This window comes from Streptomyces sp. NPDC014801 (assembly GCF_043082085.1).
In the GTDB taxonomy this organism is placed as follows: Bacteria; Actinomycetota; Actinomycetes; order Streptomycetales; family Streptomycetaceae; genus Streptomyces.
Genome location: NZ_JBIBXG010000009.1, coordinates 56603 through 78626, shown reverse-complemented (window position 1 = coordinate 78626; position 22024 = coordinate 56603). Strand labels below are relative to the sequence as shown.

Annotated in this window: 21 protein-coding genes; 12 read left to right on the top strand and 9 right to left on the bottom strand. The window is 71.5% G+C overall.

Going from position 1 to position 22024, the window contains the following annotated elements; translation table 11 throughout:
- Window positions 1-275: 275 nt before the first annotated feature.
- From ACF1AL_RS22250 to ACF1AL_RS22230, 5 genes are all read left to right on the top strand, one after another.
- The gene (locus ACF1AL_RS22250) at window positions 276-1100 is read left to right on the top strand and encodes a helix-turn-helix domain-containing protein (protein ID WP_386913925.1); all 825 of its coding nucleotides are present in this window, start codon (window positions 276-278) and stop codon (window positions 1098-1100) included.
- Between the two features lie 88 nt (window positions 1101-1188).
- A complete protein-coding gene (locus ACF1AL_RS22245) occupies window positions 1189-2649 on the top strand; it encodes an aldehyde dehydrogenase family protein (RefSeq protein ID WP_391704424.1) in 1461 nt (486 codons plus the stop codon).
- A 133-nt stretch (window positions 2650-2782) separates the two neighbouring features.
- The gene (locus tag ACF1AL_RS22240) at window positions 2783-3370 is read left to right on the top strand and encodes a DinB family protein (protein WP_391777951.1); all 588 of its coding nucleotides are present in this window, start codon (window positions 2783-2785) and stop codon (window positions 3368-3370) included.
- A 174-nt stretch (window positions 3371-3544) separates the two neighbouring features.
- Window positions 3545-4186: a PadR family transcriptional regulator gene (locus tag ACF1AL_RS22235; RefSeq protein WP_366840613.1), complete on the top strand. Its 642-nt coding sequence runs from the start codon at window positions 3545-3547 to the stop codon at window positions 4184-4186.
- Window positions 4187-4359: 173 nt separating this feature from the next.
- Window positions 4360-5121: a MerR family transcriptional regulator gene (locus tag ACF1AL_RS22230; RefSeq protein WP_391777950.1), complete on the top strand. Its 762-nt coding sequence runs from the start codon at window positions 4360-4362 to the stop codon at window positions 5119-5121.
- Between the two features lie 66 nt (window positions 5122-5187).
- Here the strand turns inward: ACF1AL_RS22230 and ACF1AL_RS22225 are convergent, their stop codons facing one another.
- Complete coding sequence (locus tag ACF1AL_RS22225; protein ID WP_391661971.1) at window positions 5188-5553, bottom strand: YbjQ family protein; 366 nt, start codon at window positions 5551-5553, stop codon at window positions 5188-5190.
- Window positions 5554-5693: 140 nt separating this feature from the next.
- On the opposite strand from ACF1AL_RS22225, the gene ACF1AL_RS22220 reads away from it, so the two are divergent.
- Window positions 5694-6695, top strand: a complete 1002-nt coding sequence (locus ACF1AL_RS22220) for a DedA family protein (RefSeq protein ID WP_391777949.1) — start codon at window positions 5694-5696, stop codon at window positions 6693-6695.
- A gap of 30 nt (window positions 6696-6725) precedes the next feature.
- On the opposite strand, the gene ACF1AL_RS22215 is transcribed toward ACF1AL_RS22220, so the two are convergent.
- Window positions 6726-8387 (bottom strand): threonine/serine exporter ThrE family protein, encoded by a 1662-nt coding sequence (locus ACF1AL_RS22215; RefSeq protein ID WP_391661969.1) that lies wholly within the window; start codon window positions 8385-8387, stop codon window positions 6726-6728.
- Window positions 8388-8499: 112 nt separating this feature from the next.
- Window positions 8500-8991 carry an inorganic diphosphatase gene (locus ACF1AL_RS22210; RefSeq protein ID WP_366840627.1) on the bottom strand — a complete coding sequence of 164 codons (492 nt, stop codon included), beginning with the start codon at window positions 8989-8991 and terminating at the stop codon, window positions 8500-8502.
- A gap of 124 nt (window positions 8992-9115) precedes the next feature.
- Here ACF1AL_RS22210 and dacB point away from each other — a divergent pair, with 124 nt between their 5' ends.
- The 6 genes from dacB (at window position 9116) to folE (ending at window position 16810) form a co-directional block, all read left to right on the top strand.
- Window positions 9116-10654: a D-alanyl-D-alanine carboxypeptidase/D-alanyl-D-alanine-endopeptidase gene (dacB, locus tag ACF1AL_RS22205; protein ID WP_391827045.1), complete on the top strand. Its 1539-nt coding sequence runs from the start codon at window positions 9116-9118 to the stop codon at window positions 10652-10654.
- Between the two features lie 182 nt (window positions 10655-10836).
- Window positions 10837-11970, top strand: a complete 1134-nt coding sequence (locus tag ACF1AL_RS22200) for a zinc-dependent metalloprotease (RefSeq protein WP_366840607.1) — start codon at window positions 10837-10839, stop codon at window positions 11968-11970.
- 196 nt (window positions 11971-12166) lie between these two features.
- Entirely contained in the window at window positions 12167-13216 is a 1050-nt protein-coding gene (tilS, locus tag ACF1AL_RS22195; protein ID WP_366840606.1) for a tRNA lysidine(34) synthetase TilS, read from the top strand.
- A 73-nt stretch (window positions 13217-13289) separates the two neighbouring features.
- Entirely contained in the window at window positions 13290-13850 is a 561-nt protein-coding gene (gene hpt / locus ACF1AL_RS22190; RefSeq protein ID WP_030342680.1) for a hypoxanthine phosphoribosyltransferase, read from the top strand.
- Window positions 13851-14033: 183 nt separating this feature from the next.
- Window positions 14034-16073 (top strand): ATP-dependent zinc metalloprotease FtsH, encoded by a 2040-nt coding sequence (gene ftsH / locus ACF1AL_RS22185; protein WP_366840626.1) that lies wholly within the window; start codon window positions 14034-14036, stop codon window positions 16071-16073.
- Between the two features lie 131 nt (window positions 16074-16204).
- Complete coding sequence (gene folE, locus ACF1AL_RS22180; RefSeq protein WP_391827043.1) at window positions 16205-16810, top strand: GTP cyclohydrolase I FolE; 606 nt, start codon at window positions 16205-16207, stop codon at window positions 16808-16810.
- 45 nt (window positions 16811-16855) lie between these two features.
- On the opposite strand, the gene ACF1AL_RS22175 is transcribed toward folE, so the two are convergent.
- The 6 genes from ACF1AL_RS22175 to ACF1AL_RS22150 form a co-directional block, all read right to left on the bottom strand.
- Window positions 16856-17344 carry a DUF3180 domain-containing protein gene (locus ACF1AL_RS22175; protein ID WP_366840604.1) on the bottom strand — a complete coding sequence of 163 codons (489 nt, stop codon included), beginning with the start codon at window positions 17342-17344 and terminating at the stop codon, window positions 16856-16858.
- A gap of 84 nt (window positions 17345-17428) precedes the next feature.
- Window positions 17429-18040, bottom strand: coding sequence for a 2-amino-4-hydroxy-6-hydroxymethyldihydropteridine diphosphokinase (gene folK, locus ACF1AL_RS22170; protein ID WP_391704404.1), 612 nt, complete (start codon window positions 18038-18040; stop codon window positions 17429-17431).
- Window positions 18037-18396 carry a dihydroneopterin aldolase gene (gene folB / locus ACF1AL_RS22165; protein ID WP_366840602.1) on the bottom strand — a complete coding sequence of 120 codons (360 nt, stop codon included), beginning with the start codon at window positions 18394-18396 and terminating at the stop codon, window positions 18037-18039. Before folB ends, folK begins: the two co-directional genes overlap by 4 nt.
- A gap of 259 nt (window positions 18397-18655) precedes the next feature.
- Complete coding sequence (locus ACF1AL_RS22160; protein WP_366840601.1) at window positions 18656-19159, bottom strand: nuclear transport factor 2 family protein; 504 nt, start codon at window positions 19157-19159, stop codon at window positions 18656-18658.
- Window positions 19156-20037 carry a dihydropteroate synthase gene (gene folP, locus ACF1AL_RS22155; protein ID WP_391661964.1) on the bottom strand — a complete coding sequence of 294 codons (882 nt, stop codon included), beginning with the start codon at window positions 20035-20037 and terminating at the stop codon, window positions 19156-19158. Before folP ends, ACF1AL_RS22160 begins: the two co-directional genes overlap by 4 nt.
- Window positions 20038-20198: 161 nt before the next feature.
- Window positions 20199-22010 (bottom strand): phosphatidylglycerol lysyltransferase domain-containing protein, encoded by a 1812-nt coding sequence (locus tag ACF1AL_RS22150; protein WP_366840599.1) that lies wholly within the window; start codon window positions 22008-22010, stop codon window positions 20199-20201.
- Window positions 22011-22024: the final 14 nt, after the last annotated feature.

Here is a 22024-nt window from a genome sequence, read left to right as displayed (position 1 = left end):
ACACCAGATGCAAGGGCAGATGCACGTGCACGTGACCGAAATGGATGCCCCCGTGCCGCTTCTTGGCCATTTTTTCTGCCATCTTCTCGCCCAACTCCCGCACTCTGCCCACACCTTGATGGCCGGAAGCCGCAGGAGTGCGGTATCCCCTTTTTCCGTCTGCGTAATCGGACGAGTACTGCTCGGAGTGTTTTAGTGGCAGACTGCGGCCCCTGGAGACGGTTGGGAGGCAGGCGAACGTGAGTGCGGGAGAGCCTGGATCAGTGGTGCGGCGCATGCTGCTCGGCTCGCAACTCCGGCGGCTGCGCGAGGCACGCGGGATCACTCGCGAGCAGGCGGGGTACTCGATCCGTGCCTCCGAGTCGAAGATCAGCCGGATGGAACTGGGCCGGGTGAGCTTCAAGACGAGGGACGTGGAGGACTTGCTGACGCTGTACGGCATCACGGACGAGGCCGAGCGCACGGCCCTGGTCAATCTGGCCCGCGAGGCGAACGTGGCCGGCTGGTGGCACAGCTACTCCGACGTCCTGCCCAGCTGGTTCCCCACCTATGTGGGCCTGGAGGGCGCCGCGTCCCTGATCCGGGCGTACGAGGTGCAGTTCGTGCACGGCCTGCTGCAGACCGAGGCGTACGCCCGCGCGGTGGTGCGCCGCGGCATGAAGGGGGCGAGCGAGGCCGACGTCGAAAAGCGCGTCGAGCTGCGCCTGGAGCGGCAGAAGTACCTCGTCGCCGAGAACGCCCCCGACTTCCACGTCGTCCTCGACGAGGCCGCCCTGCGCCGCCCCTACGGCGACCGCGCCGTCATGCGCGAGCAGTTGCAGCACCTGATCGACATGTCCGAGCGGCCCAACATCCGGCTGCAGGTCATGCCGTTCAGCTTCGGCGGCCACTCCGGCGAGTCCGGCGCGTTCACCATCCTCAGCTTCCCGGAGTCCGACCTGTCGGACGTCGTCTTCATGGAGCAGCTCACCAGCGCGCTGTACCTGGACAAGCGGGAGGACGTCGCCCAGTACGAGCAGGCGCTCTCGGAGCTCCAGCAGGACAGTCCCGGCCCGTCGGAGACCCGGGACCTTTTGCGCGGACTCCTTCAACTGTCGTAACACACAAGTACGATGACGTGCGATCAGCACCGCGAAGTGACCGAGTGCCGACTTCGCCTGCCTCGGCAGGAAGGGATTGAGGGATCGCATGTCGCCGTACTTCTCCGACCTGGCGCAGCAGTACATCGACGGTGAGTGGCGTCCCGGCACCGGTTCCTGGGAGATCATCGACTTCAATCCGTACGACAACGAGAAGCTCGCCTCGATCACCATCGCCACGGCCGACGAGGTCGACGCCGCCTACCGGGCGGCCGAGCGCGCCCAGAAGCAGTGGGCGGCCACCAGCCCCTTCGCCCGCCGGGCGGTGTTCGAGAAGGTGCTGCGGCTCGTCGAGGAGCGCGAGGCGGAGATCACCGAGGCGATGATCGCCGAGCTGGGCAGCACGCGCGGCAAGGCGGCGTTCGAACTGCACCTGGCCAAGGAGTTCCTGCGCGAGGCGGCCCAGGTGGCGCTCAGCCCGCAGGGCCGCATCCTGCCCTCCCCGATCGACGGCAAGGAGAACCGCGTCTACCGCGTGCCGGTCGGCGTGGTCGGCGTCATCAGCCCCTTCAACGTGCCCTTCCTGCTGTCGCTGAAGTCGGTCGCGCCGGCGCTGGCGCTCGGCAACGCCGTCGTGCTCAAGCCGCACGAGAGCACACCGGTCGTCGGCGGCACCCTGATAGCCAAGCTGTTCGAGGACGCCGGGCTGCCCGCGGGGCTGCTCAACGTGATCGTCACCGACATAGCGGAGATCGGCGACGCCTTCCTGGAGCACCCGGTGCCGAAGGTCATCTCCTTCACCGGCTCCGACAGGGTCGGCCGTCATGTGGCCACCGTCTGCGCCGGGCACTTCAAGCGCGCCGTGCTCGAACTGGGCGGCAACAGCGCGCTGGTGGTGCTCGACGACGCCGACCTCGACTACGCCGTGGACGCCGCCGTCTTCAGCCGGTACGTCCACCAGGGCCAGGTCTGCATGGCCGCCAACCGGATCCTGGTCGACCGGTCCCTCGCGGACGCGTTCACCGCGAGATTCGCCGAGCGGGTCAGGGGACTGAAGACCGGCGACCCGAGCGACCCCGCCACCGTCATCGGCCCGCTGATCGACCCCCGGCAGGCCGAGGACGTCACCGCGGTGATCGAGCAGGCCCTCGCCGAGGGCGCGACCGCGCTGGTGCGCGGCGCCACCACCGACGCCCTGGTCGAGCCGGCCGTGCTCACCGGCCTGAGCGCCGACTCGCCGTTGCTGCGGCAGGAGGTGTTCGGCCCGGTCGCCTTCGTCGTCCCCTTCGACGGCGAGGAGGAGGCCGTGCGCCTCGTCAACGACACCCCGTACGGCCTGAGCGGCGCGGTCTTCACCGCCGACGTCGAGCGCGGGGTGCGCTTCGCCCAGCGCATCGACACCGGCATGTTCCACGTGAACGACGGCACCGTCCACGACGAACCCCTCGTGCCCTTCGGCGGCGAGAAGCACTCGGGGCCCGGCCGGCTGAACGGCGAGTCCACGCTGGAGGCGTTCACCTCGCTCAAGTGGATCTCGGTGCAGCACGGGCGCAGCCGCTTCCCGTTCTGAACCCTTCTCCCGGCCTGCACCCTTGTCCCGGCGCGCCCGCCCTTGCGGACGGAAGCTGACCGCAAGGGTCCGTAACGTCGTCGGTGTCGGTCGGAGAGCCGACGGACGACGACGAGACGAAAGGCGGCCGGTCATGGTCACTCACGTGCGAGCCGAGGCCCGGGGCGACGAGCGCGGGGCCCTGCTGTCCTTCCTGGCGGAGCAGCGCGGCGGTATCCGCCGGGCCGTGCTGGGCCTCACCGAGGAGCAGGCCTCCAGCCGGCCCAGCGCCAGCGAGCTGTCCCTGGCCGGGCTGGTCAAGCACGCGGCCGAGGTCGAGCAGGGCTGGGTGGCCCGCGCCAAGGGCGAGCCGCCGGCGGTCAAGCGGGACGAGTCGAACTGGCACGAGTGCTTCCGGCTGACCGAGGGCGAGACGCTCGCGCAGCAGCTGGCGTACTGGGAGAAGGTCGCGGCCGCGACGGAGGAGTTCATCCGGTCCGCGCCGAGCCTCGACGACACCTTCGCCCTGCCGAACGACCCCTGGTTCCCGCCGGACGAGCGGGTCTCGCTGCGCTGGGTGTGCCTGCACCTGATCCGCGAGACGGCCCGGCACGCCGGCCACGCCGACATCATCCGCGAATCGCTGGACGGCAGGACGGCGTTCGAGCTGGTGGCCCTGGAGCAGCAGGGGCGGGAGGAGCGGGAGCGGGCCGAGCAGGAGGACCGGCAGCAGGCCGAGTAGGAGGCGGGCCGATCCCCCGGCGGTCGGCCGGAGCGCCACGTCGCGGGCGCCGATGCGGGCGGGCCGCCTCAAGGGCGTACGGCGTGTCCGGACGCGCCGGGTGGCGGCCGCGGTGCGTGCCGCGGGTGGGAGCCCCGTCCGGCCGGGCCGGCCCGCGGCCCTACGCTGGACCCCATGTCCACGATCCGTCTGCTCGTGCTGGGAGCCGTCCGGCAGCACGGGCGGGCCCACGGCTACCAGGTGCGCGGCGACCTGGAGTACTGGGGCGCGCACGAGTGGTCCCACGCCAAGCCGGGGTCGATCTACCACGCTCTGAAGCAGATGGCGAAGCAGGGACTGCTGCACGCGCACGAGACGGCGCCCTCCACGGCCGGCGGTCCGCCCCGCACCGAGTACGAGATCACCGAGCGCGGCACCCAGGAGTACTTCGCCCTGCTGCGCGAGGCGCTGGCCGCGCGTGACCGCGCCATCGACCAGCTGTCCGCGGCGCTCGGATTCATGGTCGACCTGGAGCGCGCGGAGGTGCTGGAGCTGCTGCGCGAACGCCTGCGGCGGCTGGCCGAGTGGCGCGCCACCGTCACCGCGGACTACGTCCCCGAGGGCGGCCCCGAGCAGCTGGGTCACATCGGCGAGATCATGCACATGTGGGTGCACGCCGCCGACGGCGAGGCCGCGTGGACGCGTGGCCTGATCGCCCGGATCGAGTCGGGCGCGTACACCTTCGCCGGCGAGGGCGAACCCTTCGTCGGCGTGCTGGCGGACGGCCAGGAGAACCCGTACGCGACGGGGGAGCGGCACCCCGGCGACGAGCGGTAGTCCCCGCCGCCGCCGTCGCGTGCGGACGCGGCCGGGTTCGCCGTCGCGTGAGGAACGTGGCCGGGTCCCGCCGGGAGTTGCCGCCCGTATCGGCTCGCCGCGCACCCAACGGGCTTGCACCTTACGTGGCGTGAGGGCTCAGGGTGGAGCTCGCAAGCGAGAAGGGAGCGGAAGTGAGCTACTCCGTGGGACAGGTCGCCGCCTTCGCCGGGGTCACGGTGCGCACGCTGCACCACTACGACGACATCGGCCTGCTCGTGCCCAGCGAGCGCAGCCACGCGGGTCACCGGCGCTACAACGACGCCGACCTCGACCGGCTGCAGCAGATCCTGTTCTACCGGGAGCTCGGCTTTCCGCTGGAGGAGGTCGCGGCCCTGCTCGACGACCCGGACGCGGACCCGCAGGAGCACCTGCGGCGCCAGCACGAACTGCTGACCGCCCGGATCGAGAAGCTGAAGCAGATGGCCGAGGCCGTGGAGCACGCCATGGAGGCACGCAGGATGGGCATCAACCTCACGCCCGAGGAGAAGTTCGAGGTCTTCGGGGACCACGACCCCGACCAGTACGCCGACGAGGTCCAGCAGCGGTGGGGCCACACCGAGGAGTACCGGCAGTCCCAGCGCCGGACGGCGTCGTACACCAAGGAGGACTGGAAGCGGATCACCGAGGAGCTGAACGCCCTCCACGGACGGATGGCGGACCTGCTCGGCCAGGGCGTTCCGGCCGACTCGCAGGCCGCGATGGACGTCGCCGAGGAGCACCGCCGTTTCATCTGCGACAGCTACTACGACTGCTCGCACGAGCTGCACGCGTGTCTGGGGCAGATGTACGTCGACGACCCGCGGTTCACCGCGACCTACGAGAACATCCGCACCGGCCTGGCCGTGTACATGCGCGACGCCATCAAGGCGAACACGGCCCGGCACACCGCCTGAACGGCCGCGCGGCCGCCGGCAGTGGCCCGGGGGCTCCACCGCCGTGCCGGTCGTGGCCCGGAGTGCCTACTCCCGGGCCACGACCACCGCCGTGCCGTACGCGCACACCTCCGTGCCCACGTCCGCCGCTTCCGTCACGTCGAAGCGGAACGCGAGCACGGCGTTCGCGCCCCGCGCGCGTGCCTGCTCCACCAGCCGGTCCATGGCCTGGTTGCGGGTCTCCACGAGCGTCTTGGTCAGCCCGCGCAGCTCGCCGCCGACCAGCGACTTCAGGCCGGCGCCGATCTGGCTGCCGATGTGCCGGGAGCGCACGGTCAGCCCGAACACCTCACCGATGACCTGCTGCACCCGGTAGCCCGGTACGTCGTTGGTGGTGACGACCAGCACGTCCGCCTGGGGCGTCTGGCCGCCGCCGAAATCGTCGATGCCCATGGTCCACAGCTTCGCCCCACCCGGCACCGGGTGCATCCTGAGAGAACCCGGGGAACCCGGGCCGTACACCAGGCGTTGATAGCTTTGGGCGGGCGCTACCTGCCGCCGTACCTTTCCCACCCTCTCAGGAGCCCGGAACCGTGACGACGCTTGCCCTCGGCCCGAGCTGGCTCGATCCGAACTACCTCCTCGACACGTTCGGCATCTGGGGCCTGCTCCTGATCGTCTTCGCGGAGTCGGGTCTGCTGATCGGCTTCTTCCTGCCGGGCGACTCGCTGCTGTTCACCTGCGGTCTGCTGATCACGTCGAAGCAGCTGGACTTCCCGCTGTGGGCGGCGATCGCCCTGATCTGCCTCGCCGCGATCCTCGGCGACCAGGCGGGTTACATGTTCGGCAAGAAGGTCGGCCCGTCGCTGTTCAACCGCCCCGACTCACGCCTGTTCAAGCAGGAGAACGTCACCAAGGCGCACGAGTTCTTCGAGAAGTACGGCCCGAAGTCCCTGGTCCTCGCCCGCTTCGTGCCCATCGTGCGTACGTTCACGCCGATCATCGCCGGCGTCAGCGGCATGCGGTACCGCTCGTTCCTGGTCTTCAACGTCGTCGGCGGCCTCCTGTGGGGCGCCGGTGTCACCCTGCTGGGCTCCTGGCTGGGCAACATCGACTTCGTCAAGAACAACATCGAGGCGATCCTCATCCTGATCGTCCTCGTCTCGGTGGTCCCGATCGCCATCGAGTTCCTGCGCGCCCGCGGCAAGAGCAAGAAGGCCCAGCAGCAGCCCGTCGCGGCCCACGCCCCGCAGGCGGCGGCCCGGCCCCAGCCGCCGGCCATGGACGACGCGACCACCCAGCTGCGCCGCGTCGACCAGACGCCGGACCAGTACCACCAGCACCCTCAGCAGCACCAGCCTCAGCACCAGCACCAGCACCAGTACCCTCAGCACCAGCAGCAGGCCCAGCCCCAGCAGCACCCTCAGCACCAGCAGCCGCAGCACCCCCACCAGCAGCAGCCGTACGGCGACGAGTACGGCGGCGACCAGCACGGCGGGCAGTACTACGGCGACCCGTACGCGCCGCAGCAGTACCCCCCGGCCTACGGCCGGCAGCGGTACGACGGCCAGTACCCGTACGACAACCAGGGCTGACGGCCGACGGGAGGAGGGGCGGGGAGGGGCTCAGAAGCCCCTCGTCCGCTTCGCCGCCCGGCGCTTGTCGGCGGAGCCCACCCGCAGGAACAGCCGCGAGATCTCCGACCCGAGGTTGACCCCGATCGCGATGGCCATCGCCAGGGCCGCCGCCTTCGTCAGCGACACCAGCCCCTTGTCGACCTGGTTCTGCGCGATCGACAGCAGACCGAAGTAGGTCGCCGAACCCGGCAGCAGGGGGCCGATGGCCGCCGTCGTGTACGGCAGCGCGGAGACGAACCGGTAGCGCGACAGCAGCTGCCCGAACAACCCCACGAGCCCCGCCGCCACGGCTGTGGACGGCACCGGCGAGATGTCCCCGGCGTAGTGCATCGCGCCGTACACGCACCAGGCCACGCCGCCGTTCAGCGTCACCGCGAGGACCGTGGACCGCTCCTGCTGGAGCAGCACCGCGAAGGTCGCCGACAGCAGCATCGACGCGGCGATCTGGATCAGCGGCCGCTCCTGCAGCTGCAGCGCCGCGTCCGGGTTGAGATGCGCCCCCAGCTGCACACCGACGTACAGCATCACCAGCACGCCGACGACGATGCCGACGAAGAAGTACAGCACCTCCAGCAGACGCGCCGAGGCGGTGATGTAGAAGCCGGTGAGGCCGTCCTGCACGCCCGCGACCAGCGCCCGCCCCGGCAGCAGGGCGAACAGACCACCGGTGATGACGGCGGACGCGTTCACGTCGGCGTGCGCCAGCGTCAGCGCGATGCCGATCGCGGCCGGCGGCATCGCGGCCACCGTGAACTGGTAGAACTCCGGCAGCCCGCGCCCCGCGCACAGCCACGCCAGCCGGTCGCCGAGCATCGCGCCCAGCAGGGCCGCCGCGAACACCAGCAGCCCACCGCCGACCAGCAGCGAGGCCGCACCGGCCAGCAGACCGCTCGCCAGCGTCAGCACCCAGCTCGGGAACGGGTGCCGGTTGCGGCGGATCTCCGCCAGACGCCGGTAGGCCTCCTCCAGGGAGATGTGGGTCTCCGGATCACTCAGGTCGTCCACGAGCCGGAACACGGCCGCCAGGCGCGTGTAGTCGGTGCCCCGGCGCCGCACCGTGCGGGACGCCGTCACCGGGTCCTCCACCAGCGAGGGCTGGTAGGAGATCGCCAGCAGGGTGAACGTGACGTTCGGCTCGCAGCGGTCCAGCCCGTAGGAGCGGCACACGGCGAACATCGCCGCCTCCACGTCCTCGGCGCCCTCGCCGCCGGCCAGCAGCAGCTCGCCGATACGCAAGGTCAGGTCCAGCACGCGCGGGACGGCCGGGCCCTCCTCCTCCGGCTTGTGCACCTTCTCCGGCGCCGGCCGCTCGGCCACCGGCATGCGCAGCATCGTGCGCATCCGGTCCTGCCAGGGCACGTCCTTGGTGAGGCTGACCGCGGGTATCCCGCCGGCCGGGGTGAAGGCGGGCGGCGCGCTCTTGGAGTGGTAGGTCCGCGGCGGGCTGAACGCCGACCCCTCCGGCTCCGCCGCGGCCGGTTGCGGCGCCTCCAGTCCGTCCGGCAGCGCGAACTCGGACGTCGTCTCGGACTCGCCGCCCACCCTGGGCACGGCGAGCCCCTGGGGGATGGTGAACTCGGACGTGATCTCGGGGTCGTAGACACTCCTCGCCTCGTCCGACTGCGGCTTGCGGTCCTCCGCCTCGCTCACTTAACGCAGCGCTCCCTGTACGACACTCTTGGGCCTCAGTATGCGCACAGACGCCGAACGGGCCGCACGCGTGCGCGTGCGGCCCGTCAGGGGTCAAGCGGATCCGCGGGCCTCAGTGGCCGCCGTGTTCCCCGTTGCGCTTGATCGAACGCTCGATCTCGGCCTCCGCGTCCGCACGGCCGACCCAGTTGGCGCCCTCGACGGACTTGCCGGGCTCGAGGTCCTTGTAGACCTCGAAGAAGTGCTGGATCTCCAGGCGGTCGAACTCCGAGACGTGGTGGATGTCGCGCAGGTGCTCCATCCGCGGGTCGGACGCCGGCACGCACAGCACCTTGTCGTCGCCGCCGGCCTCGTCGCGCATGCGGAACATGCCGATGGCGCGGCACTTCACCAGCACGCCCGGGAAGGTGGGCTCGTCCAGGATGACCAGGGCGTCCAGCGGGTCGCCGTCCTCGCCGAGGGTGCCCTCGATGTAGCCGTAGTCGGCCGGGTAGACCGTCGAGGTGAAGAGGTGCCGGTCCAGGCGGATCCGACCCGTCTCGTGGTCCACTTCGTACTTGTTCCGCGAACCCTTCGGGATCTCGATCGTGACGTCGAACTCCACCGGTGGCTCCTCCATGATCAACACATACTTCGGGTGATTAAGTGTCCCTCACGCCAGTGTGTGATCGCGAAAGGGGCTGGTGGTCGTGCCGGAACTGAGGCCCTGGCGGGCCGCGAGAGGGCACATGGCACGGATCGCGGACGCCGTACGACCACGGCTGGAACGCGCCACCGCCGCCGCCCGGCTGCGGGTCACGCGTACCGGCCGACCGCAGGCCGTCCGGACCTGGCAGTACACCGCAGGTGCCGCCACCGTCGGTCTCGCACTGGCCGCCGGCGTCGTCACCGCCGCCGGCCCCTGGGACTCCACGGGTCAGCGTACGGCCGAACGGGAGCGGGCCGACGCCCAGGAACGCACGGGTGGCGCAGATCACGGCCGTACGTCCGATTCGTCCGGGTCCTTCGACGCGGCGGCCGGGGCACCGCGGCCCGCGCCCAGCGCCCCGGCGGTCCTCGCCGGCCTCGGCGGCGCCGTCGCCTCCGCCCCGCCGGCACCCGGCACACCGCCACTGGACCGGCTCCTCGGCCCGCTGCTGAACGACCCCGCCCTCGGCGAGCGCCACACGGCCGTCGTCGTCGACCTCACCACCGGCCGCCGGCTCTACGGCAGCGGCGGCGACGTCGCCCTCACGCCCGCCTCCACGACGAAGATCGCCACCGCGGTCGCCGCCCTGACCGCCCTCGGACCCGACCACCGCCTCACCACGCGCGCGGTGCTGGAGCCCGACACCCGCGAGCTGATCCTGGTCGGCGGCGGCGACCCCACCCTCACCGCCCGCGCGGACGACGGGGGCTGGGCGAGCCTGCGCACCCTGGCCGCCGCCACGGCCGCCGCGCTGAAGAAGCGCGGCCTGACCGACGTGACGCTGTCCTACGACACCAGCCTGTACGCCGGGCCCGTCCTTCACCCGATCGGGGAGAACGAGAACCTCGCCCCCGTCACCCCCCTGATGGTCGACGAGGCCCGCACCGACGACTCCACCTCCGGCACCGCGACCCGCGCCGAAGACCCCGCCGCCGACGCCGTCGGCCGTTTCGCCGACCTGCTGCACGCCCAGGGCGTCCGGACCGGCTCCCCCGGCCCCTCCAAGGCCACCCAGCGCGCCCAGACCCTCGCCACGGTGTCCTCCCCGCCGCTGTCCGACCTCGTCGAGCGGATGCTCACCAACAGCGACAACGACATCGCCGAGCACCTCGCCCGCCAGACCGCCCTCGCCACCGGCACCCGCCCCGACTTCCCCGGCGCCGGGGAGGCGATCCACCGGCAGCTCGCCAAGCTCGGGCTGCCGCTCAAGGGCGCCGTCTTCAAGGACGGCAGCGGCCTCGACCGCACCGACCGGATCACGGCCGACCTGCTGACCGCCCTGCTCACCCGGGCCGCCGACCCGGCCCGCCCCGGCCTGCGCCCGGTCCTCACCGGCCTCCCGGTCGCCGGCTTCACCGGCACCCTGACCACCCGCTACGCCGACGGCGCGGCCGGCATCGTCCGCGCCAAAACCGGCACCCTCACCGGCGTGAACACCCTCGCCGGCACGGCCGTCGCCCCCCAGGGCCACCTGCTGGCCTTCGCCTTCCTCACCTCGGGCACCAGCGACTCGGCGGCCGCCCAGAGGGCGCTGGACAGGGCGGCGACGGCGCTGGCCGGGCCCGCCACGCCGAACTGAGGACGGCGGACCCACGGCTCTCCCCGGCCCGCGGCCTGCGACGCCGGGTGCCGCCCGAGGGACGCCGGCCCTCACCGGCGGAAGGACGACGCCCGACGCGGCCCCCCGCAACCCGAAACGCCCCCGGCGTTCCCCACCTCCACGGCCTGCCCCAAGCGGGAACGCTCACGTACCGTTGACACATGACGAGCATCGGTGGTGCCGCATCTGCTGGGATGGTCGACTGGAATCTCGCGGTCGCGACCGCGACCCGGCTCGTACGGCCGGGCCCCGAGGTCAGCCGCGAGGAGGCCCGCGCCGTCGTCGCGGAACTGCGCCGCCACGCCAAAGCCTCGGAGGAGCACGTCCGGGGCTTCACTCGTATGGCCACCGACGAGATCCACGACACCCCCGTCCTCGTGGTCGACCGCCCCGGCTGGGTGAAGGCCAACGTCGCCGGCTTCCGTGAGATCCTCAAGCCGCTGCTGGCGAAGATGCAGGAGCGCCGCGGCAGCACCCCCGGCGGCCAGGTCCTCGGCACCGTCGGCGGCAAGGTCACCGGCGTCGAACTGGGCATGCTGCTGTCGTTCCTCGCCTCCCGCGTCCTCGGCCAGTACGAGACCTTCGCCCCCTCCACCCGCGAACTGCCGGCCGGCGAGAACGGCGGCGGCCGCCTCCTGCTCGTCGCCCCCAACATCGTCCACGTCGAACGCGAACTCGACGTCCAGCCCCACGACTTCCGCCTGTGGGTGTGCCTGCACGAGGAGACGCACCGCACCCAGTTCAGCGCCGTCCCCTGGCTGCGCGACCACCTGGAGGGCGAGATCCAGTCGTTCCTCGCCGAGACCGACGTCGACCCGATGACCGTCCTGGAGCGCGTCCGCGACGCCGCCCAGTCGCTGGCCGGCGGCCGCCCCGAGGGCGAGGAGGACGACGGCGGCCGCTCCCTGGTGGAGCTCGTGCAGACCCCGGCCCAGCGGGAGATCCTCGGCCGCCTCACCGCCGTGATGTCCCTGCTGGAAGGCCACGCCGACTTCGTGATGGACGGCGTCGGCCCCGCCGTCGTCCCCTCCGTCGCCGAGATCCGCGAGAAGTTCCAGCAGCGCCGCGCCAAGGGCGCCTCCCGCCTCGACGTCGCCCTGCGCAAGCTGCTCGGCCTGGACGCCAAGCTGCGGCAGTACCGGGACGGGGAACGCTTCGTGCGCGCGGTCGTCGACGAGGTCGGCATGGACGGCTTCAATCGCGTGTGGACCTCCCCGAACACGCTCCCGACCAAGTCGGAGATCTCCAAACCGGCGGACTGGATCGCGCGGGTGCACCGCAGGCCCGAGGCGTGAACGGACGGGCACGGTGGTGAAAACGACCCGGCGGACGGCAGGCGAACGCCCCTTCAATCACCCGTCCGAGGGACCGTGGGCCGTGGACAGGCGTGCAATGCTCGGGTCACCGCCCATTTCTGTCACCATCTACACACTCTGAGTGACCGAACTCGGGCGGTTCACCCCCCGACAAGCTTCCCGAAGGGAACCGGACATGGGTCCCCATCCTGCGGTCGCGGCGATACGCCTGGCGGTCCGCCGCGTCCTCCACGACATCCTCACCGAACAGACCTCCTCGGCCACCGTCCGGGCCATGGAGCCCGCCGGGTCCGGCGCCCCCGCGCGCCCGCCCGCGCCCCTCGTGCTCGTGGCCTGCTCCGGCGGCGCCGACTCCATGGCGCTCGCCTCCGCCCTCGCCTTCGAGGCCCCCCGGCTCGGCATCCGCGCCGGCGGCGTCACCGTCGACCACGGCCTGCAGCCCGGCTCCGACACCCGCGCCGCCGAAGTCGTCCAGCGCCTCACCGGTCTGGGCCTTGCGCCCGTGGAGTCCGTCGCCGTCACCGTCGGCCGCGACGGAGGCCCCGAGGCCGCCGCCCGCGACGCCCGCTACGCCGCCCTCGACGCCCTCGCCGAGCATCACGGCGCCGCCGCGGTCCTCCTCGGCCACACCCGCGACGACCAGGCCGAAACCGTCCTGCTGGGCCTCGCCCGCGGCTCCGGCATCCGCTCCCTGTCCGGAATGGCCGCGGTCTCGGGGGCCGGCGGCCGTTACCGGCGCCCCTTCCTCCAGCTGGACCGGCAGACCGCCCGCAAGGCCTGCATGGTCCAGTCCCTGCCCGTCTGGGACGACCCGCACAACACCGACCCCGCCTACACCCGCTCCCGGCTGCGCCACGAAGGCCTGCCCGCGCTGGAGAAGGCCCTCGGCAAAGGCGTCGTCGAAGCCCTCGCCCGCACCGCCCAGCTCTCCCGCGACGACGCCGACGCCCTCGACGCCTGGGCCAGCCAGGCCGAGGCCGGCGTGCGCGACGCGGCGGGCCGCCTGGAATGCGCCAAGCTCTACGCCCTCCCGCCCGCCGTACGCCGCCGGATCCTGCGCCGCGCGGCCATCGAGGCGGGCGCCCCGGCCGGTTCGCTCTTCGCCCGGCACATCGAGGAGGTCGACCGGCTGATCACCGGCTGGCGCGGTCAGGGAGCCATCAATCTGCCCGGCAAAGTCGTCGCCCAGCGGCAGGGTGGCAGACTGGTGATTCGGCAAGGCTGATTCCCGGCCCCTCCGCACCCGTGACGCACGCGTGACGGAGGGCCGGACCGGCCGGTGGGACCGACCGAAAGTGATGCGGGTGGACGCGAAAGACATGGGTGCCGACCTCCAGCAGGTGCTCATCACCAAGGAAGAGATCGACGCGAAGCTGGCCGAGCTGGCCGCGAAGATCGACGCGGAGTACGCGGGCAAGGACCTGCTGATCGTCGGCGTGCTCAAGGGCGCGGTGATGGTCATGGCCGACCTGGCCCGGGCGCTGTCCACCCCCGTCACCATGGACTGGATGGCCGTCTCGTCCTACGGCGCGGGCACCCAGTCCTCCGGCGTCGTGCGGATCCTCAAGGACCTCGACACCGACATCAAGGGCCGGCACGTCCTGATCGTCGAGGACATCATCGACTCCGGCCTGACCCTCTCCTGGCTGATCAACAACCTCGGCTCGCGCGAGCCCGCCTCCCTGAAGGTGTGCACGCTGCTGCGCAAGCCGGACGCCGCCAAGGTCGCCATCGACGTCGAATGGGTCGGCTTCGACATCCCCAACGAGTTCGTCGTCGGCTACGGCCTCGACTACGCCGAGAAGTACCGCAACCTGCCGTTCGTCGGTACGCTCGCGCCTCACGTCTACGGCGGCTAGCCCACCCGGGCACGGTTCGTACGACGATCGGGAACCCCGGCGCCCCTCGCGCCGTTGGAGCATGCAGACGGGTTCGCCAGCTCTCCCGTGCGGCTTCACAGCCCGATGCTGGGGTACCGTCAGAAGAACTGTCTTATCAAACTCACTATGGCAGGAGGGACGGGGCGGCACCGCTCCGTGTGGATGGACGTGAAGCGATACTTCCGTGGGCCGGTCATGTGGATCGTGCTGGCCGTCCTTGCCGTGGTCGTGTTGATGCAGGTCGTCGGCTCGTCCGGCGGCTACAAGACGGTGGACACCGCCCAGGTCGTCCAGGCCATCAACGACAACAAGGTCGAGCAGGCCAAGCTCACCACCGGCGACGAGCAGACCATCAAGGTCGAGCTCAAGGACGGCGTCAAGGTTCAGGGCAGCTCGAAGATCCAGGCCAGCTACATCGGCGACCAGGGCGTGACCATCGCCGGCACGCTGCAGACCAAGTACCAGGACAAGCAGATCCCGAAGGGCTACACGGTTTCGCCCTCGAAGCAGAACCCGTTCGTCGGCATCCTGCTGTCCCTGCTGCCCTTCGTCCTGATCGTCGTCGTCTTCCTGTTCCTGATGAACCAGATGCAGGGCGGCGGCAGCCGGGTCATGAACTTCGGCAAGTCCAAGGCCAAGCTCATCACCAAGGACACCCCCAAGACGACCTTCTCCGACGTCGCCGGCTGCGACGAGGCCGTCGAGGAACTCCAGGAGATCAAGGAGTTCCTCCAGGAGCCGGCCAAGTTCCAGGCCGTCGGCGCCAAGATCCCCAAGGGCGTGCTGCTCTACGGCCGCCCGGGTACGGGCAAGACCCTGCTCGCCCGCGCCGTCGCCGGCGAGGCGGGCGTCCCCTTCTACTCGATCTCCGGTTCCGACTTCGTCGAGATGTTCGTCGGTGTCGGTGCCTCCCGGGTCCGTGACCTGTTCGAACAGGCCAAGGCGAACGCCCCGGCGATCGTCTTCGTCGACGAGATCGACGCGGTCGGCCGCCACCGCGGCGCCGGCCTCGGCGGCGGTCACGACGAGCGCGAGCAGACCCTGAACCAGCTGCTCGTCGAGATGGACGGCTTCGACGTGAAGGGCGGCGTCATCCTGATCGCCGCCACCAACCGGCCCGACATCCTCGACCCGGCGCTGCTGCGCCCCGGCCGCTTCGACCGGCAGATCGCCGTCGACCCGCCGGACCTGCAGGGCCGTATGGAGATCCTCAAGGTCCACCAGAAGGGCAAGCCGGTCGCCCCGGACGTCGACCTGTCGGCCGTCGCCCGGCGCACCCCCGGCATGACCGGTGCCGATCTCGCCAACGTGCTGAACGAGGCCGCGCTGCTCACGGCCCGTTCCAACCAGAAGCTGATCGACAACAAGATGCTCGACGAGGCGATCGACCGCGTCGTCGCCGGCCCGCAGAAGCGGACCCGCATCATGTCGGACAAGGAAAAGAAGATCACCGCGTACCACGAGGGCGGTCACGCCCTGGTCGCGGCGGCCTCACCGAACTCCGACCCGGTCCACAAGATCACCATCCTGTCCCGCGGCCGCGCCCTGGGCTACACGATGGTGCTCCCGGACGAGGACAAGTACTCGACCACCCGCAACGAGATGCTCGACCAGCTCGCCTACATGCTGGGCGGTCGCGCCGCCGAGGAGCTGGTCTTCCACGACCCGACCACCGGCGCCGCGAACGACATCGAGAAGGCCACCAACCTGGCCCGCGCGATGGTCACCCAGTACGGCATGACCGAGCGTCTCGGCGCGATCAAGTTCGGCGGCGACAATAGCGAGCCGTTCCTGGGCCGTGAGATGGCTCACCAGCGCGACTACTCCGAGGAGGTCGCCGCGCTGGTGGACGAGGAAGTCAAGAAGCTCATCGAGACCGCGCACAACGAGGCCTGGGAGATCCTGGTCGAGAACCGCGACGTGCTCGACAACCTCGTCCTGCAGCTGTTGGAGAAGGAGACGCTGGGCAAGGAGGAGATCGCCGAGATCTTCGCCCCCATCGTCAAGCGCCCGCCGCGGCCCGCCTGGACCGGTTCCTCCCGGCGCACGCCGTCCACCCGTCCGCCGGTGCTCTCCCCGAAGGAGCTCGCCCTGACGAACGGCGCCAACGGCGCGACGGCCGCGATCAGCACGGCGAAGTCGACGGCGGCGGACTCCGCCCCGGCGACCGAGACGGCCCGAGAGGACCGTCCCGAGAGCTGAGCGTTTCCGGCCATCGGGCCGGAATGAAAGCCGCGCCCCCCAGGTTCTAGCCTGGAGGGCGCGGCTTTCGTCTACCGCAGTTCGAAACGCGTGGCTCGCCACGCGTGCCAGGTACAGGAACGAGGAACCAGATGACCGACCCCGTGACGCTGGACGGCGAGGGCACCATCGGCGAGTTCGACGAGAAGCGCGCCGAGAACGCCGTACGCGAACTCCTCATCGCGGTCGGCGAGGACCCGGACCGCGAGGGCCTCAGGGAGACCCCGGCACGGGTCGCCCGGGCCTACAGGGAGATATTCGCGGGCCTGTGGCAGAAGCCGGAGGACGTCCTGACGACGACGTTCGACCTGGGCCACGACGAGATGGTGCTGGTGAAGGACATCGAGGTGTTCTCGACCTGTGAGCATCATCTGGTGCCGTTCCGTGGCGTCGCCCACGTCGGTTACATCCCGTCCACCAGCGGGAAGATCACCGGGCTGTCCAAGCTGGCGCGGCTCGTGGACGTCTACGCCCGCCGCCCCCAGGTGCAGGAACGTCTCACCACTCAGGTGGCGGACGCCCTGATGGAGATCCTGGAGCCGCGTGGTGTCATCGTCGTCATCGAGTGCGAGCACATGTGCATGTCGATGCGCGGCATCCGCAAGCCGGGCGCCAAGACCATCACCTCGGCGGTGCGCGGTCAGCTGCGCGACGCGGCGACCCGCAACGAGGCGATGAGCCTGATCATGGCCAACTGAGCCCGCGGGCTCCTTCGAGCTCCACAGGCTCCCGCGCGGGGCGGGTCACGCCGGGTGGGCCGCCCCGTTGTTGTTGTGTTCGTCGTCGTCGGGGAGTTTGCAGACGCGTTCCAGGAACAGGGCTGCCGCTACGACGCCGATGCCCGCGACGACCGAGAAGCCGGCGTAGATCGCCTGGTCGCGGCGGGCCGGGATGTCGAGGAGTTCCAGCAGGAAGACGCCCGTGCCGCCGTACATGCCGGCGACCAGGGCCGCGACCAGGGCGCTGGCCTGGCCGAAGACGACCGCCCGGGCCGCCATCAGCGGGTCCACGCCCTTGGCCTCGGGGACGCGGTCGCGCTGGGCCTTGAGGCGGGCGCGCAGGGACAGCGCCGTGGCGAGCAGGACCACCGCGATCAGCGCGAGGACGATGGGGGCGGCCAGGGGGACGCTGGGCAGGGTCCCCACCGAGTTCCACAGGCGGGCGCCCGCCCAGGACAGGATCCCGGCGACGACGAACACACCGGCCAGCACCCTGATGCGCAGCTCTTTCACGGTGACCCTTCAGCTCCCCCGGACCGGGTGACGGGCGGCTCCCGTCCGCAGGGCCGCGCCTGCGGCCCGCCTCGACCTTAACGACTACTCGGGCAGGTGGAGTTCCAGGTCCTCGCGGGGCGCGACGCCCTCGCGGGTGACGGCGTCGAGGAGCCCGGCGATCGCGCCGCGGCCGGGCAGCTCGGCCTCGGGCTCGACGTCGTACCAGGGAGCCAGGACGAAGGCCCGCTCGTGGGCGCGCGGGTGGGGGAGGGTGAGGTGCGGGTCGTCGGAGACGACACCGGCGTAGGCGACGATGTCGACGTCGAGGGTGCGCGGGCCCCAGCGCTCGTCGCGGACCCGGTGGAAGGCCTCCTCCACCGCGTGCGCCCGCTCCAGCAGCGAGGACGGCGGCAGGGTGGTCTTCACCAGCACCACCGCGTTGAAGTACGAGGGCTGGCTGCCGGGGTCCACGCCCCACGGCTCGGTCTCGTACACCGGGGAGACGGCCTTGACCCGCACGCCGGGCGTGTCCTCCAGGGCGTCGATGGCGCCCTGGAGGGTCTCCAGGCGGTTGCCGAGGTTGGCGCCCAGGGCGATCACCGCGCGTTTGGGGTTCTGCAGCGTGGTGTCGGCGGCGTCGACCTGCTCGACGACGGAGGCGGGCACCGGCTGGACGGTCGGGTCGGTGTGCCCCTTGGTGAAGGGTGCGGTCATACTCGGCTCCGGGTGATCGTCACGGTCACGTCGTCGAAGGGCACGGTGATCGGCGCGTCCGGCTTGTGGACGGTGACCTCGACCTCCTTGACCCCTTCGTGCTTCAGACACACCTGGGCGATGCGCTCGGCGAGGGTCTCGATGAGGTTGACCGGCTCGCCCTCGACGACGGCCACCACCTCTTCGGCCACGATGCCGTAGTGCACGGTCTTCGTCAGGTCGTCGTCGGCCGCGGCCGGCCGGGTGTCCAGGCCAAGGACGAGGTCCACGAGGAAGGTCTGGCCCTCCTCGCGTTCCTTGGGGAACACACCGTGGTGCCCGCGGGCCTTCAGGCCGCGCAGCGCGACACGATCCACGCGAATCACTCCTGCAATCGTCGGGTGCGGCCGGTCCGCTCCGCGTGCGGGCGGTGCGTCGGCCTCAGTCGAATCTACCTGCGGGCACTGACAGCGCCGGGCCGGCGCAGGGCCGGGCCGACACGGGTCGGGAAGAGTTCACCGCACGTTTCCCCTGGGAAACGCGGTGACGCACGGGCTGGTAGCCGCCCCTACCCGGGTGCCCGTGATTCCAACCACTTCTTGGTCCCCGCGGCGCTGTCCCGGTGCGCCTACCCACTCAGGAGGGTGACTCCTCGCCCTCGTCCTCCTCGTTTTCGGCCAGAACGGGGGAGGCGTGGTGCGACCAGAGTTTCCAGCCCGCCGGCGTGCGCCGGAACACGTTGGTGGCGACCACGAGCTGGCCCACGAGCGGTCCGAGCTCCTCGCCGTCGGTGGGTGCCGGGCCGCCGCTCAGGATGTTCTCCGTGCAGGTCACCACGGCGGTGTCGCCGGTCACCGAGACGTGCACGTCGGTGAGGAAGAACTGGATGTAGTCGGTGTTCGCCATGATCAGCGCGTACGACCTCAGGACCTCGCCGCGGCCGGTCAGCACCGGCCAGCCGGGGTGCACGCAGGAGATCACGCCGGCGTCGGCCGGATCGTGGTAGGTCTCGTCGACGCCGAGGTCGGCCGGGGTGAGCCAGGTGGCGGAGACCTGCTCGAAGTCGCCCCGCTCCAGTGCTTCGTAGAAGGCCGTGTTGGCGGCCTCGACCTGTTCGACGTCGGTGTGCGGGGCGCTCACCGGGCTCCTTCGGGCGTCGTGCGCGCCCCCTCGACGGCGCGGGCCACGCGGACCGCGTCGGCGGTGGCGCGCACCTCGTGGACGCGCACCGCCCAGGCGCCGGAGTGCGCGGCGAGCGCGGAGACGGCGGCCGTGGCGGCGTCGCGCTCCCGGGCGGGCGGGGGCGCGCCGTCGGGGCCGGCCAGGATGCGGCCGAGGAACCGCTTGCGGGAGGCGGCGATGAGCAGCGGGTGCCCGAGTGCGCGGAGCCGGTCGGCGTGGGCGAGGAGGGCCAGGTCGTGCTCGGCGTCCTTGGAGAAGCCCAGGCCCGGGTCGACGATGACGCGGTCGGGGGCGATGCCGCCGGCCAGGGCGGCCTCCACGCGCGCGTGCAGTTCGCCGACGACCTCGGTGACGACGTCGTCGTAGCGGCCGGGGACGTTGCCGCCCTGCAGGAAGCCGCGCCAGTGCATGACGACGAAGGGGGCGCCGGCGTCGGCGACCGCGGGGATCATCGCGGGGTCGGCCATGCCGCCGCTGACGTCGTTGACGAGGGCGGCACCGGCCGCGAGGGACCGGGCGGCGACGGAGGCGCGCATGGTGTCGACGGAGACGACGACGCCCTCGGAGGCAAGGCCGCGGACCACGGGGATGACCCGGCGCAGTTCCTCGTCCTCGTCGACGCGGGTGGCGCCGGGGCGGGTGGACTCGCCGCCGACGTCGACCAGGTCGGCGCCCTGGGCGACGAGGTCGAGGCCGTGTTTGACGGCGGCGGTCGTGTCGAACCAGCGGCCGCCGTCGGAGAAGGAGTCGGGGGTGACGTTCACGACACCCATGACCGCGCAGCGGTCCCAGTCCGGAAGGCCCGCGACGCGCCCGCGTCCGCTGTGGTTGCTCATATGTTCAGCGTAGGCCCCTCACCGGGGCGGGATCGCCGTACGGGCGGGGCGGCGGCGGCCGCCGGGCGGGGCCGGCTCTACCGTCTCCCGCCGGGCGGGGCCGGCCGCAGACGGGTACGCGCGCGTGCGCGGGGAGCCGGCACGCGCGCGTGACAGGGGTGTCAGGCCGCGCGGACGTCGCGTTCGGCCACGCTGTGGGCGCAGGGCCGCTGGGAGGCGGCGCGGCGGCGCAGGAAGCGCGGCAGCGGCGGGGCGAGGTTCACGAAGCCCTCGGCCTGCATGTAGGCGAAGCCGATGCGGGGCAGGTCGGCGGAGGCGCGGTAGACGATGAAGCGCGGCTCCCAGCGCGGCTGGAACTTGGCGTTGAACTTGTACAGCGACTCGATCTGGAACCAGCGGGAGAGGAAGATCAGCAGCCCGCGCCAGGTGCGCAGCACCGGGCCGGCGCCGAGCTTCTCGCCGCGCGCCAGCGCCGAGCGGAAGACGGCGAAGTTCAGCGAGACGCGCTCGATGCCGAGCTTCGGGGCGGCCTGGAGGGCGGCCACGATCAGCAGTTCGTTCATGCCGGGGTCGGCGCTGCGGTCGCGCCGCATCAGGTCGAGCGAGACGCCGTCGTTGCCCCAGGGCACGAAGTGCAGGATCGCCTTGAGGTCGCCGTACGCGCCGGGTTCGTCGTCGGCCTTGTGCGCGGTGGCGATGAGGCAGTCGGCGTCGGCGGGGTCGCCGAGGCGGCCGAGCGCCATGGAGAAGCCGCGTTCGGTGTCGGTGCCGCGCCAGTCGTCGGCGGCGCGGCGGATGCGCTCCAGCTCGGCCTCGCCGAGGTCACCGATACGCCGCACCCGCGTCTCGTAACCCGCCCGTTCGATGCGCTTGACCATCTGGCGGACGTTGCGCATCGCACGGCCGGACAGGGAGAAATCCTTGACGTCCACCACCGCCTCGTCGCCCAGTTCGAGGGCGTCGAGGCCGGTCTCACGGGTCCACACCTCGCCGCCGGTCTCGGAGCAGCCGACCACGGCGGGCGTCCAGGAGTGGGCCTTGGCCTCGTCCATGAAGCGCTCGATGGCGCCCGGCCAGGCCTCGACGTCGCCGATGGGGTCGCCGCTGGCGAGCATCACGCCGGAGACGACGCGGTAGGTGACGGCGGCCTTGCCGCTGGGGGAGAAGACGACGGCCTTGTCGCGGCGCAGCGCGAAGTGGCCGAGGGAGTCGCGCCCGCCGTGCTTGGCGAGCAGCGCCCGCAGCCGGGCCTCGTCGTCCTCGGTGAGGCGGGCGGCCGGGTGTTCGGGCCGGAAGGCGAGGTAGATGGTGGTGACCGCGGTCAGCCAGCCGAGCGCGCCGAGGGAGAAGGCGACGGTCCAGGAGGTGTTGCCCTGGTAGTCGACCGGGCCCTCGAAGCCGAACAGGCCGTAGATCACGTGCGTGAGGCGGTCGGCCAGGCTCGGGTCGCCGACCATCCGGTTCGGGTGGACGCTGACGATGACCAGGCCCAGCACGACGGATCCGGCGCTCATGAGGACGAAGTTCGCCAGGGCCCGCCAGCGGCTGCGCGGGTCGGGCAGGGCCGTGAACTGGTCGCGGTGCAGGATCAGCGGTGCGAGCAGCGCGGCGGAGATCAGCACCCCGATGACGGAGTGGCGGTACACGAACTGCGCCACCGCGCCGACCGGCAGCAGGACGACGGCGGCGCGCCAGGCGCGGCGCTTGCCGCGCTTGAGGCCGTGGGCGAGCAGCAGCAGCAGGATTCCGTCGGCCAGCGAGACCGCCGCGGCGAACGGCCCGAACGATCCGGGCAGCACCTCGGCGATCGCGTGCATACGGCTGTGCCTGAACCGCGGGAACACCCCCGCGGCGATGTCCAGGACCCCCACGAGGGCGGCCGCTCTGCCGACGAGCACCGGACTGGCCTCGGGACGCGGGCCGCGCAGCACGCGCCGCACCCGGCTTGATCGGCTCGGAACCCCGCCCGACATTTCCCCATCTTCCC